We start from the raw sequence: 14,882 nt of genomic DNA, 5'->3' as shown, positions 1-14,882 counted from the left end.
TCAATTATTGTTTATTAGGTTTCATAGAAAGCTTCCACTTATCATAAAAAATACAAATTTTAATGTAATGCTTCATATAAAGCCAGCATATGTCTTTAATGATTACTAACGTAAGAAAATCCCAAAACTTTGGCCTAATAATTAAAAAAAGGAGAAAAGCACCCCCTAAATTATTAAAGGCCTTACATCTTACGAAATCTTCGTATAATAAATCTTTTTTTAGTCTTACCATAAGAAATTCAAAAACGTCACAGAGTTCACTCCAAGGCTTCTTCCCGGAATACGTTTCGGTCGAGGTCCTCATAACCGCTCCTACTTCTACTATATACAAAAAGCCTTCTTTAAGAGCAATATTCAAGTTTAAATACCAATCGCAATACCACTTCAATTCGAGGTGATAGCCTCCAAATTGATCCACAGCACTTTTTCTTAGAATAGATGTATGCCCTGGAAGAATTTTTCCTTTGAGTTTTCTACATACATCTCCACACGAAATGTAGGCACTCTGATCAGCAAAACCTAACGATGAACTAACTTTTCGGCCACTTTCTTCATCTTCAAAAACTGCCTCCGCACAGACAAGTAAAGCATTTGGATTTTGAGTTAATTGCTCTGAAACTTTCTTAAAAAAATCTGGCAACACATAATCATCAGATGCGGCACCGTAGATATAATCACCCTCTGCCAGAGAGTTCAATTCTTCTAATCTAGATACAATACCTTTATTACATCCATCATAATAATACTTAATTTTAGGGCTTAAATCAGTATATTTGGCAATGATTTCCCTGCTATTATCGGTGGATCCATCATCAATGATAATAAACTCATATATATAATCGATTTGATCACAAATTGCTTTCAGAGCTCTTTCTAAAAAATTTTCATAATTATAGTTACTCATTATAACTGAAATTTTTGGTAACATTCACATCTCTATTTATTAAACAACTGAATAATTATTTCTAGTTGGTCACTTTACCATGCCATTGAGTACAACAAACCTTCCATACTTTAAAAACGAAAGGCAATAACAAAACATTAATTATACAATAACAAATTGACATTATAAAAACATCTCCAAATAAACCGGATAAAAAGCATGCTAGCCCCATTAATACTGCGCCGATAATTGACAAAGCCAGCAGGGGTTCTTTTTTATGAGCTCGTAAATAAACTGAAAAAGGCCATCCAATCGACATAAACACGAAGCCGCAAGTAAAGAGCACGAGGGATGGCAGGCTTAAAAACCTGGATCCCAGGCGTTCCAGCAACTCAAAATCGGCAGAGAGGTACTTCACTCCGGCGACCGCCAGAACAAATAATGCTGAACTGCTTAGAAGGACTAAAATAAAAACTTTGTAGACCCTAAAAAAAAGCTCATCAAGTTTATCAAACTCTCTGAGCGCGATAAATTTGCCGAACTCCGGGATCTTGACGTTCACCCAAATTGCCACCATGGAAGTCAGCATATTTATTAAGTTCAAGGTGAGGCCCAGCTGACCGGCCGTGACGGGTCCAAAAAATTTAAAGGCTATCGGATTCAACAAAGAAAACACCACGAATCCACAGAGGGAACTCACCCCTATACGCCATTGCATGGGTCCAATATCTTTTTTCCAATCCAGGCAGGTTCCGGTGGGTTTCTCAGTGAAAATCCAAAAAAAATGCCTCTCTTTAAAAATCAAACACCATAAGATAATTACATTGCAGCCAACGTAAGTAATCACGGCCCATAAACCGCCACCACAGAGAATAACAACCCAGGATGCCGCCCGGCTAATTAGCGCATCAATAAAGCGTATGCGATAAACTTCCGCCAATTTACCGCAGCCCTCTAATAAGGCCATTGCAGGAATCGTTAAGATCTCGAGGCCACAAAGCAGGGAAAGTACGAACCAGGGCGATTTCCAATCAATGCCATAGTCAACACCATGAAAAAACAAAAACCCCAGGCAGATCAAAGCTAAAACATAAATGATTGAGCCCCAAGCAAACCAGCAAAAAACGTATCTTCCCAGACTAATTAAGCGAGAATGTGCATCTTTATCTCCTTTTACATGACCATCATCGTCATAAGATAAGCGACTCCACTCATGACTTGCAAACTGTATAGTTACATTACCAAGTCCAAGTTCTATAAAAACTTTAAATGCCAGTATACTAAAAAACGTATAATAAAAGCCCTGTAATTCTGGTGAGAAATAACTGACAATTAACGCTATGGTCAGTGGGCCTGATAATAGCAACCATAACTTATTGCTAAGACCATACATTACCGCCCTGTCAACTTCTGCTCTAGACAACAAGCCTTTAATCAATTCTTTCAACTATTTGTAATTTCTTTTACGAGTTCATTTAAGCTTAAGGGCTTATTACCAATCCGGCCAACTTGGCAGGCGGCGGCTACTGAACCTAAATAAGCTGCCTGCCAAATATCCACCCCAGCTGCCATTACTAAAGAACAACAAGTCAATAAAGAATCTCCTGCTCCAGCATTATCTTTGGGTGAGGTATTCATCGCTGGTACTTTATCAGTCTTTAAACCAAAGTTATCTTCACTCTTAGATTGTACTAAAACCCCCTCTCGACCTAAAGTTAATAAAACATTTTCTGCTTTAGATATTGTTCGTAGTTTCTCCGCTAAAACCACCAAACCTGAATTACTATCCTTAACAGCTAAGCGAGCTTCACGCTCTGTTGGTGTAATCAAATTCATATTATGAAAACGAGATATATCACCAATTTGTGATGAAGATTGGCTATCTGCCACCATCATGACATCGTGATCAAGACATAACTTTGATATCTGGTCAACTAATGTCTGTGGCAAACAACCATAATTAAAATCAGAAAAAATTAATAACTTCAATTCCTTTATATGCTCTTCAATATAGGAGTAAATTTGCTCTTGAATTTCCTTTGGAATATCGTGTTGCTTTAAATGATTGACTCGTAGCAAAGTTTTTGAATCTGCACGAAAGCGTTGCTTCAGAGTTGTAGGCCTAGATTCATCAGTAAATAGCTGACTATCGACGCCGTACTCTTCTAATAATTCTTCAAGTTTTTTCGAAGTTGGATCACTTCCCACAACTGATAAAAAGGTTACTTTTGCACCTAAACCTTTAGCATGGGCAGCGACTATTCCTGCTCCCCCTAAAAACACTTGATTTGATAGTGGACTCACTACGATTGTAGGGTCTTCCTGAGACATCCCTAAAGGTTCACAACTTATATATTCATCAAGAATAATATCTCCTATAACGAGTGCAGGTACATTCGCAATCTTAGTTAATGATTCTAAAAGATCAGTATGGGAAAATTCATGTCTCTTTAAATACTTTTCTGGCAATTTAATGGAACTGAAATCAGCCTCTAAAAATTCATTGCGAATTAAATCTAAGGATGTAAATCTGGTTTCACCTGATGAAAAAACTAATTTTCCCCCATAACTAGAGACTATTGATTCTTCAATATTGAGGTTTTGCTCGTGCTCTTTACCCTTAACCACGACATCGGGTTGCAAAGACAAAATAACCTGATCTAAGCTACCTTGAATAATAAAAGCTTCATCTACCCAACTAATGGCTCGCACCCCTTCAAGCCTCAAATCCTCTGGGATATGAGCTCCTTCTGATTGGTCATTATTAACTCCAACTATTAGCTTTTCACCACAATCTGCCGCAAATTTAAGTAAGCGTTGATGACCTGGATGTAAAATATTAAAGTTACCCGACACGAAAACAAGCTTTTCGGCTTGATTTCGTTCCCTAAGTAATTTCCCCATATCGTTCAATTTACATATCCATATCAATTAAGCATCTACCAGCCACTTTACCCGAGCGCATATCCGCCATGGCCTGATTGATGTCATCAAGCCTGTATTCGTTAGTAATCAAAGGCTCTAAAGAGTATTTCCCTGCCTTAAAAAGCTGAATGAATTTAGGTATATCAGACTCTGGCTCACAGCCACCTCCACAAGAGCCTTTAAGATTTTTCCCAAAATGAAGAGGTAGAGTGTAGACTTGAGCTTTATCCCCTTTTTTCGGAACACCAACTAAAACAGTCGTTCCAGAATTTTTAGTCAGCTCATAACACAACTCTATAATGGTAGGTTTACCTGTATTATCTACAGTGACATCTGCACCCTGTGGGAGAATTTTTTGTAACTCTTCTTGAACATCTGTCTTTGTACTATTAATAACAAAATCTGCGCCCAATTCCTTGGCTAAATCGAGTCGCGTATCAAATAAATCAATAGCAATGATCGGATAAGCCGAACTCATGCTAGCTGCCTGAATCATATTAAGGCCCACCCCTCCAGCACCAAAGATAATGATCGACTGACCTAGTGTCAGTTTCGCATCATTCGTTACCACACCAAAGCCTGTAGTCACCGCGCATCCATATAGCGCGGCCAACTTCATATCGAAATCATCTGGTATAGGAGTTAATCTATTTTCCGATACCACTGAATATTCGCTGAATGTCGTCACCCAGCCTGAATTGACCACTTTCCCATTCCAATTATACTTTGGCAAAGGGGCTTCAATTCCCGAAGCTTTACGCCAATGTAAAACTACTTTATCACCGACTTTAACACGTGTAACTTCAGGTCCTACCTCGATGACTTCACCTGAACCTTCGTGTCCGAGCAGGTGAGGCAAAAATTTATCCGGCCCCTTGACTCCATCAATTTCGCCCAGTTGCGAGCCACAAATCCCGCTGTAATGAATTTTCACTAAAACCTGACCATAGGCGAGTGATTCTGGGCATGTTACCTCATCGATGACCAATTCTTTCCCTTGCTGTACTAAGATCGCAGCTTTAAACTTCATTTTAAAATCTCCGTTTCATTTCTCACAAAAGGTCCTGTCGTAATTTCATGTATAACGGCATATTCAGTTACCAACTCCAAGTTATGCCATAAATCACTATTTAAGCGGTAAAAACATGGATAACCACTTCCATTTTGACCCAAGGTTATTTGTTTTAACACTTTTTTATCTTCAGTATAAAAATTAACCTTTACTATCCCCTCATAGATAAAAAACGATTCGGATTTATTTCGATGTTTATGAATAGGTATTTCGGTGCTTTTATGGAAGGCTATTACCATTTCCTGAACCACATCCTGTTCAGATTGATGCAAACAATATCTAAAACGTTTTAATTGACTCTTATAGGCTTCTTCTTTGAGAACCTCTATATCTTGCGGAGACAAAATAACAAAAGGGTCATTCCCATCAAAGGAAAACCAGCCATCATGTTTCTTTAAAGAATTCAATCACCGACTCCGTTATATACTCTAGTTGTTCTTTGCTTACTGTCTCATTAACTGGTAACGCCAGTTTGCTTCGTGTCAATTTCATAGCATTTTCGTACTCGCCTATCACCTTAGAATATGCTGGCTCATTGGTTAGTACCGGATGATACACTTTACTCTCTATATTTCGGTCTTGAAGAAAGCTTTGTAATTCATCTCTTTTTTCTATTAAAACTGTAAAGGTATAGTAAACATCACTCGCCCCCTCATCATCATAAGGACAAATACAATATTCATGTAACGCGTTTCTTAAAAATTCCGCATTAGCTCTTCGTTGGTTGATTATTTGATCCACGAGCTTCAACTTCTCAATCAGCAAGGCGGCCTGCAGGGTATCCGGCTTGCAATTTGAGCTCACCTCAATGCAAGATTTCTGTTGGTGAACACCATTGTACCTTAATGCTTCAAGGTGATCAGCCCATTTGTCGTTATTTGTAACTATGACACCCATTTCACCAAAAGCTCCTAAGATTTTCATCGGATTTAAACTAATGCATCCGATCGGTGCAAGAGTCCCTGCAATCTTTTCATCTTGTTTTGCACCAAATGCTTGAGAAGCATCTTCTATCACCTCCAAACCATATGCCTGAGCAATTGACAGAATCTTGCTCATCTTAGCAATTTTCCCCCCATAGTGCACTGGAATCACTGCCTTAGTTCTTGCCGTTATCAGCTTCTCCATTGACTTTGGAGATATATTAAAATCATCTTCCACATCAGCAACTACAACATCAGCTCCGTTAAGCCTAACTGCGTTTGCTGTTGCAACAAAACTCATAGCGGGAATTATAACTTCATCGCCAGGACCTATGCCGAGTAACTTTAAGGTTAAAAAAAGAGCATCCGTTCCAGAACTCACAGCTACAGCACGTTTTGTCTTGCAATAAATTGCTATATCACTTTCAAATTGTGATACTTCCGGCCCCATTACTAGACGACCATGGCGAAATACTCGCTCACAAACTCCAAGATAGTTTTGTAATTGCTCTTCATCGTGGATACTTAAATCTAAGAATGGAACTTTCATTTATCTTCCAAGGGAACCGTTGCAACCATAAAGTAGTACCACGCCATTTTATGATAACCGGTATGAACGATCTCATCATTCATGGAAAAAGGCAAGACCCGACCAAAATATTTCTCCATCAAATCCCTAAGCTCCTGTTGATCATAGCATTTTATATGAGAAACTTGACTTATCCGACTTTGATATTGGTAAGAATAAAGGCTGGGAGAACCGATAATTACCATACCACCTGGCTTTAGATGCTTAGTCATTTGCTTCACAAACGCCTCCCCCATTTCCGGTGTAAAGTGTTCTATCACATCTAAAGAAACTAATACATCAAACTTTTGATCTTCCGAAAATTCAAAAAAATCTTCACGAATAAAATTCACATTAGAACGTTTGTTTAAACGTTCTGCTTCATCAAGCTCATACTGTTTGACGTCCAGCCCGGTTACTTGGCCTGCATGCTGCCCCATAAAAATTGACCCCAAGCCGGAACCACAACCAACCTCGAGTACATGATCTTTTTTACTCACTAGGCGGGCGACAAACTTGTACCGGGCCAGGCGAATGAGTAATCTCAATAAATCTTCCTGAACAAATTGACCATATTCTGGCGACAGGGTCACTTCACCATATTTATTATACATATCGGCCAGGAGTTTTTTGTATTCCATTTCATTTTCATGATATTTACCTACATCCATTCTATCTCACCTTTTTTTTTATCTTCAAACTTAATTCATAGACCTCACCATCGACGATCACCTCGGCTTTCGTACCTGGAGAAAAATCATGGGCTAAAACCCAGTTAATAACTTCCTCCAAATCTAAAAACTTCGCTCCCCCTGCACGTACACGATCTGTATTAGTCTGATTTCTTTTATAAGAAGAAATTTCCCCTATTTGTCTTTGTGGTTGGATCTCTTCCATATAAATGCTCTCCCAACTTGCCTGGAAAAGAGAGATCAATTCCCGTTTTAACCTTTCGTGGTAAGCTTTCCCTGTTTCGGGAAATTTATAATCAACTTTTCGCTGACAATAAACGTCACCTCCATCCACGACTTGTGTCATTTCAATAATTGATACTCCGCCTGGTGATTGAGTCCGAATGGTCCAAGCTGCATTATCATTTCCCCTGCAGAAAGGAACTAGACTGGGGTGTACATTCAGGCTATGCATAGCTTTTGACAGTATTGAATCAGACAAAATATGTGATGACCATAAATTTACCAACCAATTATATTGGCCACAATCACGTACAATTTCATCTTGTAGTTTCTCATTATAAAACTTTGTCTTAATATCATGCTTTGCAGCAAAGTCATAGATATCTGTATCAGATTCCGCCACTACCAAAAGTTCAATGCTTCCTACTGTTTCGTAAATATTCTTTACACAGGCGAAACCTACATCTTTTGACGCAAAAACTAATAAATCTTTCATACTATCATTATTCAAAATAAATAAAAGAGGCATCACCAGTGTAACCTGTATGCTTAAACCACCAATCCCATTCTGCTGGTGTACAAAACATTTCACAGGTCAACTGCCAATACATAAGGTTTACTTTTTCTGCCTCATTGCGATACGCTTCTACGCAAATATACTTAGCGCCCTTGCCGACTCGCTCAATCTCCTTCATTGCTTTATAAAAATCCTGAACATAGAGGTTGTGCAGGGCATTAATTGATATCACTAAATCAAAGCTATTATCTTCAAAAGGTAATTCGGCTGCATCGCATACCTGCATGCGATCACGTACTTCTTCCTTACCATGCTCAATGGCGTATTCTGAAATATCTATTCCTGTCACTTCAACGCCAGGCACGACTTTAGTGAAGTCAAAGAGTAGGAATCCTTTTCCGCAGCCAACATCAAGAATCTTATCTCCGGGCTTGATGCCATAGTGCTCCACCATTGCACGAGCCACTTTTTCCCAGCGTCCATCATAATTATATCCGCCATAACCCGTGGTACGATCACCATCCCAATAATCATAGGCAAACTTTTTTGCAAGCTCTGCCACTTCCTCTTTGGGGCGCTCAAGTACACGAGCGATATAATCTCTTTTGGTTGATTTGTGAACTAATGAAATGAAATCGACTTCTGACATACTTACTCCAAATGTTTTTTATAATAATCTTTGGCCTTATTAAGCTGGCCATTAAAGTGATCAAAACCAGCCTTACCGGCAAATTTTCTTCTTTCTTTTTCTTCCTGTAGAAAACTATTGAGTATAATACAGCACCATTTAATACGGCAGAACGGCATTAATATTTCAACATAGTTTTTCATTTCTGTGTAGCTGGGGAACGCCGATGACACCCCCTCGGTAAACCTCGATAAATATTTCTCATCTACGGGGTTTTGTGGCTGACAGAAAAAATCGCAAATGAACTTCACCGGATCATCCCAACCCGCATACTCAAAATCAAAAAAGTAAAACTCCCCATCTTTCTCAATGGCATTATGAAAGCCAAAATCCGATGGGCTTAAGCAAAGGTTGTTGTCGCCTAGGATCTTTGCCGAAAGCTTTATACGACTCTTCAAGAGATTGAACTTATCACGTAATTTCACTGTGAAGTTCTTCAACTCTGCATTCAATTCGGCTGATTCAAAACGCTTGAGGCGATGCTCAATATTATCGACGAATTGCTGAGGTGAACGCGATGTATCTGCTGCATCGGCCAGTTTTATGCCCTTATTTTTTGCACAATTTATTTCCAGAAAAAAATCTAGACACTGCTGAATTTCAGGCCACTTAACTTGACCCATAAGTTTTGAACCGGAAATAAATTCAAAAAGTGCCCTATCTCGCAAATGATCTTTTTTTAATAATTTTGGAACTTGCTTAGATCCCACTTCATGAAGAAACTCATAAAAATGGATTTCACGATCAAAACGGCTCTTGTCTCCTGCTTTCCCAGGGTAATAATTTTTCAAAAAATATTGCTTAGCTCCATATTTAAAGGAAGCCACACTATTATTCGCACCATCTTTTACAGGTTTCAGCTCGACTAAACCTTGGTCTATGGCCTCAAATGGTGCTAAGAACATCATTGCTTTCTCTTAAAGAACTCTTCAATTTCTCGCCACTCTGTGAAACGCTCACCATCATAATCAATGAGGCCATTAAAGAGCAAAGGGGAAACCTGAGTTGGAAAGCCGGTATGATTTAACACCATCACTAAATCATCAATAAAATAATCGCACGCTTTGCTCTCAATTGTAGCCAGCTTTTCTTCTATGGTTTCGCAAAATGTGTATTCTATATCTCCTATATGAGGCACTAACTGCGACTTGATCCATTGACTTGCTTGTGCATGGAGATCATAACGGGGCCCTTTAAAAGGTTTTTTTGTCTTATGACTAATAATACAATAATCTATTTTATTATCCTTGAACATCTTTAGACAAGAAAAAAAGCCTTTGTACACAGATGCTAGTTCAAGCCTTGCACCATAGACATATCCCTGTAATTTAGTCCAGAGATCTTCTTGCCCCTGTGAGCATAAATATTCTTTTACTGCTACTTTCGATTCACCCGTTTCTACCGGAATAAATCCTTTTTCCAAGGCGGCATGATAAAAGACTCCCGTATAATTAATAATTGTGTTGTCGAGATCAATTCCAACCTTCATGATAGACGATCCAATACTCGCTTGATAATCTGATTGGCTTCTAAACCTGCTTGAACTCGCGCATTCTGCTGACCGCCACTATAGGAATAGAATTGATCGCCGGTATGAACTTTTAGATATTTTTTCACATCTAAACCTTTATCATGTACCACATCTAAGATTGCCGAGGAGAGACCACCTACACCATGTTCCTCTATGGAAATAACTAAATCAAACTTTTCAAATGCCTCTTCCAAGTACCCTTCATCAAGCGGTTTCACTGAAAAACAGCTCACCAGCTCTGTAGACAAATTTTGTTCCGCCAGTAAATCTAAACAATCATAAGCCACGGGCAAAATATTACCTGTGCTAACTAAACAAATTTTTTCACCCTTTTTATGTCTATGCATTTTTCCTGCTGTCAGCAAGGGAATCTCTTCGTTATAAACGGGTTCATTCTTTTTCCCTAGCCTAATATATACGGGCTCATTGAGCCTTAACGCTTCCCGCAGACACGCTCGTACCTCCATAGCATCTCCCGGGCAAAAGACGTTCATATTAGGTAAATTCTTCATAAAGGCAATTTCGTCCAAGGATTGATGGGTCGCACCCAAGGAAGCATAGGATAGACCGCCACCCACTCCAACAATAATCACGGGCACATTATTATAACAAACATCAATTTTGATTTGTTCATAACAGCGCGCTGTGTTAAAGGGAGTGATTGTATAAGTCACCGGCCTCATTCCAGAAAGTGCGAGTCCAGCGGCCACGCCTGTCATATTGGCTTCTGCAATACCACAATTAAAAAAGCGCTCTCCAAATTTTTCTTTGTAAGAGTCAAACATTCTGTTCCCAATATCCCCTGATAAAAATACGAGGTTTTCGTGAAGGCCCGCTTGTTCTAGTAACTCTGCTGCAAATGCATTCCTCACAAGCCTAGCTCCTTTGTTCCTTGCGCTACTTCTTCCTCAGAAGGAATACGGTAATGCCAATTGTTGTCATCTTCTGCAAATGAAATCCCAGCTCCTTTCGTTGTATCGGCAATAAAGGCCGTGGGTTTATCATTATCAAATTTAGTTTGTAGACCTTCTAATATCGATCTAATTGAGTTGCCATTAACCCGACAGACATTCCAACCAAAAGCTTTAAACTTTTCACACAGACATTCCAAATGAAGGACATCACAGGAACGATCTGTCGCCTGCCATTTATTAAAATCTACAAAAACGGTGAGATTCCCCAACTTATGCCCCGCCGCAAACATTGCTCCTTCCCAAATAGTCCCCTCATTGCATTCTCCATCTCCTAAAATAACGTAGGTGTGATAAGATTCATTTTTGATTTTAGCCGCTAGCGCCATTCCATTTGCTACGGGTAAGCCATGCCCTAGTGTCCCGGTCGCCACTTCCACCCCTGGGACACAATTTCGACTCGGGTGCTCCTCCAGTCTTGATCCTGGTTTACCATGCGTATCTAAGGCTTCATCAGGAAAAAAAACATATTTCGATAGTACCGTATATAGTGCCGATGCCGCATGCCCTTTACTTAAAATAAAACGGTCTCGCTGATCCCAAAGTGGTTCATCACTGCGATACTTCATCTGCTCACCATAAAGAACCACTAGTAAATCTACACAAGACATTGAACTAGCCAGGTGAGGAATACGGTTACGATGCGAGACTTCTAAAATCCTGCCTCTAACCTCAGCGGCAGTCCTCTCTAAGACTTTTACCTTATCCATTTAATAGCTCTCCAAATTCTTTGTTTGCTTTCTCATAGCTCTCGGGCGTGCCTATATCACGATGGTAAACATCATTGTGCCATTCCAGTATGCGCCCCATATAATGTGGAATCACTTCCGTACTGAAATCGATCTCCTCCTTACCAAGGCTCCTTAAAAATCCCATAACGCTCTCATCGAGAATATAAACTGCAGCGTTGGCGCGGTTACCCGGTGGGTTCGCCACTTTCTCATGAAACTCGACGACGATATTATTTTCATCTAGTTCGAGAATGCCACAGCTCTCAGGAGTATCTGTCGCAAAGCTCATCATAGTGATATGGCAATCTGATGGACGATTCTCATGTGCACTCATAAAGGCATCTACATCAAAATGCGAAAGATTATCGGCATGCACTAACATGATTGAATCATTGGCAAAAAAATCTTTATTTGCTAGTAGAGTCCCACCAGTACCTAGTAGTACCTCTTCGTGAAAGACTTTCACTTCATAGTCCGATTGGTCTAAAAAATTATAAACTTTTTCGTACAAATAGTGGGTATTGACCAAAATATCGCTAATACCCGCAGCCGTGAGGTCATGCAACCAATAATCAAGTAAGGGCTTCCCACAGATAGGCATCAAGACTTTCGGTGTGTGATCTGTGTAAGGCTTTAAGCGCGTCCCAAAGCCTGCTGCTAGCAATAGAGCTTTCATTAAATATTGAGCTTTTTCATCGTCCTAATATTGTAGCAGTTATCATTATCAATCAATTTCCCAGATTGATATGCCTCGATAATTTCCTCGATAGCGTATGCTACATTATATTTTGGTTTAAATCCTGTAGCAAGTAATTTATCAGAGTTCAAACGGTAAGAGCGGGGATCATTTGATTCAGTTACTACAATTTCAGAAGGTATTTTTTCATTTGCTCGTTCAGCTATCTCTAAAATCGAAATATTTTCAAAACCAGCATTATACACTCCAGCAGTTTCAGGGCCTTTGCCTAAAAAATAAATAAACACATCAGTGATATCCTGAATATGAATATTGGGACGAGTTTGATCCCCTCCAAAAACTGTAATACGTTGATTTACACATGCTTGCATCGTCAGCATGTTCACAGCAACATCTAGACGTGTCCTTGGAGAATAACCGCAGACCGTTGCGGGACGAATCATGTGGACCGTAATTTGATCTTGGTAGCTCATAAATACTCGTTCCGCAATCATTTTAGTTTTATTGTAGTCTGATAGGGGAACCAAACTCAAGTCTTCTGTCACTTGATCTTCTTCCTTAAGACCATACACACTACCACTACTAGAATGAAGGATCTGTTTAACACCTAATTCAATAGCTCTCTCTGTCATCTTCATGGCTGTAAGTACATTAACTTCCCATGAAAGTTTAGAGTTTAAATCACCACAAGGATCGTTGGCGATATTAGCCAAATTAATAATGACATCGACTCCTGTCATCGGTAAATTATCTACATCTTGCACGTCCATTTCTATAACATTAAGTTTGTCATGCTTTTGCAACACATTTCCAAACCACATTATGTCGACAACGATAACTTCATGGCCTTGATCCAATAATTTAGGGACTAACACGCTTCCAATGTAACCGCAGCCACCTGTAACTAAAATTTTCATAATAACTTCTATTCCTTATGGATATAATTTTGTGGTAATTTTTTTAATGTTTCTAAGTTATTCTTGACCCATTCAATAGTTTTATCTATTCCTTCATTTAAAGTGACCTGAGCACTCCACCCCAAGTTACTTTTCGCCTTGGCATTATCCAACAGATAAAAACCATCTTTGCCCAGGCGATCACCAACAACTTCAACACATTCGTTGAAATCGGCTCCCAAGCGGTTACAGATCAACTCGACTAACTCTCGAATTGACACTGCATGATCAGTTGAAAAGTGATATATTTCACCAGCATTTGGTTCCTGAGCAACTTTAAGGGTTCCTGCTGAAACATCATCGATATGAATAAAAGATCGCACCGAAGTTCCTCCACCGTGAAGCTGAAGTTTCTCCCCTGTTAATATACACATTATTGTACGTGGGATAATACGATATAACTGTTGACCCGCGCCATAAACATTTGCAGACCGAGTAAAGGAAACCGGGAACTTATAAGCATTATAAAAGCTCCGCAAGCTCATATCTGCAGCTGCGCGTGAAACGGCATAAGGTGTGCTGGGATTCATTGCATGATTTTCGCTAACATAACCTTCGCAACTTCCATAGACTTCTGGAGTTGAAACGTGGACATATTTTTTTAAAAAATCTAACTTCCTTAAGCGGTCATGAAACAACACATTTGACAATGTATTCGTCTTAAACCAGTGACCTGGGTTTTCCCAACTTTGTGCAACCATGCCTTGCGCAGCAAAATTCACAACATAATCTGGTTTAAAATCATTTAACGTATCAATAAGTTCATTCAAGTGATGGTTTAGATCACGTTGATAAAAAACGGTATTGTTTATATTGTTCTTATACGGCAGGAAAACTGGGTGTGCTTCCTCTGAACGACTTAAGCCAATAACTTCACAACTTTGCTTCAAGCAGTAATCAATGAAATTAGATCCTGAAAATGAATTACTTCCAATGACTGCGATTTTTTCAAACATCTTTTAAACTCTCATTTAATTTTTGCATTAACATATGGCCTACAATTGTTTGGCAATCTTCAGAAATCTGCATATCATTAACATCAAAATGAATGGGAATATCTACAAGCGCTTTGCAAATCCCCCCATCAAAACCTAGTATACCACAAGTCTTAAGGCCCGTTTCTTTTGCGGCTTTAATAGCGTTAATTAGATTCTGTGAATTTCCACTACCAGACAAAACAATCAATAGATCTCCCGCCTGCGCTAAACTTTTAATTTGGTTTGAATAAATATTCTCATAACCAGTATCATTTGCTAAGCATGTCAACACAGCTGAATTACTAGAAAGAGCATTAACATTAAGTCCTTTTACTGGGCATACACCATAAATAAAATCATTAGCGATATGCATAGCATTGGCTGAACTACCACCATTGCCACAGATAAAGACTTGACTACGTTTATGCCATGCTTGTTCTAACTCCACATACAGTTGATTCAAAAAATTAGTGTCACACGCATCTAACACTTCTGCCAGCACTTTCATGTACTCTTTATAAGAATTCAT

General features: G+C 39.1%; 17 protein-coding genes. All 17 read right to left on the bottom strand.

The annotated features are described in order from the left end of the window. Positions 1 to 4: 4 nt before the first annotated feature. Genes PQO01_RS12310 through PQO01_RS12230 form a run of 17 tightly spaced genes read right to left on the bottom strand, consistent with a single transcriptional unit; the run spans position 5 to position 14,882 of the window. Positions 5 to 928, bottom strand: a complete 924-nt coding sequence (locus PQO01_RS12310) for a glycosyltransferase family 2 protein (RefSeq protein ID WP_274314331.1) — start codon at positions 926 to 928, stop codon at positions 5 to 7. 37 nt (positions 929 to 965) lie between these two features. After that, a complete protein-coding gene (locus PQO01_RS12305; protein WP_274314330.1) occupies positions 966 to 2,330 on the bottom strand; it encodes a lipopolysaccharide biosynthesis protein in 1,365 nt (454 codons plus the stop codon). After that, the gene (locus PQO01_RS12300; RefSeq protein ID WP_274314329.1) at positions 2,327 to 3,787 is read right to left on the bottom strand and encodes a PfkB family carbohydrate kinase; all 1,461 of its coding nucleotides are present in this window, start codon (positions 3,785 to 3,787) and stop codon (positions 2,327 to 2,329) included. Before PQO01_RS12300 ends, PQO01_RS12305 begins: the two co-directional genes overlap by 4 nt. Positions 3,788 to 3,797: 10 nt before the next feature. After that, complete coding sequence (locus PQO01_RS12295) at positions 3,798 to 4,838, bottom strand: zinc-binding dehydrogenase (RefSeq protein WP_274314328.1); 1,041 nt, start codon at positions 4,836 to 4,838, stop codon at positions 3,798 to 3,800. Continuing rightward, positions 4,835 to 5,287, bottom strand: a complete 453-nt coding sequence (locus PQO01_RS12290; protein WP_274314327.1) for a WbuC family cupin fold metalloprotein — start codon at positions 5,285 to 5,287, stop codon at positions 4,835 to 4,837. The genes PQO01_RS12295 and PQO01_RS12290 overlap by 4 nt, the downstream gene beginning before the upstream one ends. Next, complete coding sequence (locus PQO01_RS12285) at positions 5,265 to 6,353, bottom strand: DegT/DnrJ/EryC1/StrS family aminotransferase (RefSeq protein WP_274314326.1); 1,089 nt, start codon at positions 6,351 to 6,353, stop codon at positions 5,265 to 5,267. Before PQO01_RS12285 ends, PQO01_RS12290 begins: the two co-directional genes overlap by 23 nt. Beyond that, on the bottom strand, positions 6,350 to 7,042 hold the full coding sequence (locus PQO01_RS12280; protein WP_274314325.1) for a class I SAM-dependent methyltransferase: 693 nt from the start codon (positions 7,040 to 7,042) through the stop codon (positions 6,350 to 6,352). The genes PQO01_RS12285 and PQO01_RS12280 overlap by 4 nt, the downstream gene beginning before the upstream one ends. A 1-nt stretch (position 7,043) precedes the next feature. After that, a complete protein-coding gene (locus PQO01_RS12275) occupies positions 7,044 to 7,781 on the bottom strand; it encodes a formyltransferase family protein (protein ID WP_274314324.1) in 738 nt (245 codons plus the stop codon). A gap of 7 nt (positions 7,782 to 7,788) precedes the next feature. After that, positions 7,789 to 8,451, bottom strand: coding sequence for a class I SAM-dependent methyltransferase (locus PQO01_RS12270; RefSeq protein WP_274314323.1), 663 nt, complete (start codon positions 8,449 to 8,451; stop codon positions 7,789 to 7,791). A gap of 2 nt (positions 8,452 to 8,453) precedes the next feature. Beyond that, positions 8,454 to 9,398 (bottom strand): phosphotransferase, encoded by a 945-nt coding sequence (locus PQO01_RS12265; protein WP_274314322.1) that lies wholly within the window; start codon positions 9,396 to 9,398, stop codon positions 8,454 to 8,456. Further along, complete coding sequence (locus tag PQO01_RS12260) at positions 9,395 to 9,979, bottom strand: hypothetical protein (RefSeq protein WP_274314321.1); 585 nt, start codon at positions 9,977 to 9,979, stop codon at positions 9,395 to 9,397. The genes PQO01_RS12265 and PQO01_RS12260 overlap by 4 nt, the downstream gene beginning before the upstream one ends. After that, positions 9,976 to 10,893 (bottom strand): transketolase family protein, encoded by a 918-nt coding sequence (locus PQO01_RS12255; RefSeq protein WP_274314320.1) that lies wholly within the window; start codon positions 10,891 to 10,893, stop codon positions 9,976 to 9,978. The genes PQO01_RS12260 and PQO01_RS12255 overlap by 4 nt, the downstream gene beginning before the upstream one ends. Next, a complete protein-coding gene (locus PQO01_RS12250) occupies positions 10,890 to 11,702 on the bottom strand; it encodes a transketolase (RefSeq protein ID WP_274314319.1) in 813 nt (270 codons plus the stop codon). Before PQO01_RS12250 ends, PQO01_RS12255 begins: the two co-directional genes overlap by 4 nt. Beyond that, positions 11,695 to 12,399 carry a nucleotidyltransferase family protein gene (locus tag PQO01_RS12245; protein ID WP_274314318.1) on the bottom strand — a complete coding sequence of 235 codons (705 nt, stop codon included), beginning with the start codon at positions 12,397 to 12,399 and terminating at the stop codon, positions 11,695 to 11,697. The genes PQO01_RS12250 and PQO01_RS12245 overlap by 8 nt, the downstream gene beginning before the upstream one ends. Further along, positions 12,399 to 13,337 (bottom strand): NAD-dependent epimerase/dehydratase family protein, encoded by a 939-nt coding sequence (locus PQO01_RS12240; protein ID WP_274314317.1) that lies wholly within the window; start codon positions 13,335 to 13,337, stop codon positions 12,399 to 12,401. The genes PQO01_RS12245 and PQO01_RS12240 overlap by 1 nt, the downstream gene beginning before the upstream one ends. Positions 13,338 to 13,345: 8 nt before the next feature. Then, on the bottom strand, positions 13,346 to 14,332 hold the full coding sequence (locus tag PQO01_RS12235; RefSeq protein ID WP_274314316.1) for a GDP-mannose 4,6-dehydratase: 987 nt from the start codon (positions 14,330 to 14,332) through the stop codon (positions 13,346 to 13,348). Beyond that, complete coding sequence (locus PQO01_RS12230; RefSeq protein ID WP_274314315.1) at positions 14,325 to 14,882, bottom strand: SIS domain-containing protein; 558 nt, start codon at positions 14,880 to 14,882, stop codon at positions 14,325 to 14,327. The genes PQO01_RS12235 and PQO01_RS12230 overlap by 8 nt, the downstream gene beginning before the upstream one ends.

Source organism: Lentisphaera marina, from assembly GCF_028745505.1.
GTDB classification, from domain to species: domain Bacteria; phylum Verrucomicrobiota; class Lentisphaeria; order Lentisphaerales; family Lentisphaeraceae; genus Lentisphaera; species Lentisphaera marina.
The sequence above is the reverse complement of the archived record's forward strand: the minus strand, read 5'-3'. Positions and strand labels throughout refer to the sequence as shown.

Coding starts and splice junctions, on each gene's coding strand:
- PQO01_RS12230 (WP_274314315.1), bottom strand. CDS start 14,882: ATGAATTCTTATAAAGAGTACATGAAAGTGCTGGCAGAAGTGTTAGAT.
- PQO01_RS12240 (WP_274314317.1), bottom strand. CDS start 13,337: ATGAAAATTTTAGTTACAGGTGGCTGCGGTTACATTGGAAGCGTGTTA.
- PQO01_RS12245 (WP_274314318.1), bottom strand. CDS start 12,399: ATGAAAGCTCTATTGCTAGCAGCAGGCTTTGGGACGCGCTTAAAGCCT.
- PQO01_RS12250 (WP_274314319.1), bottom strand. CDS start 11,702: ATGGATAAGGTAAAAGTCTTAGAGAGGACTGCCGCTGAGGTTAGAGGC.
- PQO01_RS12300 (WP_274314329.1), bottom strand. CDS start 3,787: ATGGGGAAATTACTTAGGGAACGAAATCAAGCCGAAAAGCTTGTTTTC.
- PQO01_RS12265 (WP_274314322.1), bottom strand. CDS start 9,398: ATGATGTTCTTAGCACCATTTGAGGCCATAGACCAAGGTTTAGTCGAG.
- PQO01_RS12235 (WP_274314316.1), bottom strand. CDS start 14,332: ATGTTTGAAAAAATCGCAGTCATTGGAAGTAATTCATTTTCAGGATCT.
- PQO01_RS12285 (WP_274314326.1), bottom strand. CDS start 6,353: ATGAAAGTTCCATTCTTAGATTTAAGTATCCACGATGAAGAGCAATTA.
- PQO01_RS12280 (WP_274314325.1), bottom strand. CDS start 7,042: ATGGATGTAGGTAAATATCATGAAAATGAAATGGAATACAAAAAACTC.
- PQO01_RS12260 (WP_274314321.1), bottom strand. CDS start 9,979: ATGAAGGTTGGAATTGATCTCGACAACACAATTATTAATTATACGGGA.
- PQO01_RS12275 (WP_274314324.1), bottom strand. CDS start 7,781: ATGAAAGATTTATTAGTTTTTGCGTCAAAAGATGTAGGTTTCGCCTGT.
- PQO01_RS12310 (WP_274314331.1), bottom strand. CDS start 928: ATGTTACCAAAAATTTCAGTTATAATGAGTAACTATAATTATGAAAAT.
- PQO01_RS12270 (WP_274314323.1), bottom strand. CDS start 8,451: ATGTCAGAAGTCGATTTCATTTCATTAGTTCACAAATCAACCAAAAGA.
- PQO01_RS12295 (WP_274314328.1), bottom strand. CDS start 4,838: ATGAAGTTTAAAGCTGCGATCTTAGTACAGCAAGGGAAAGAATTGGTC.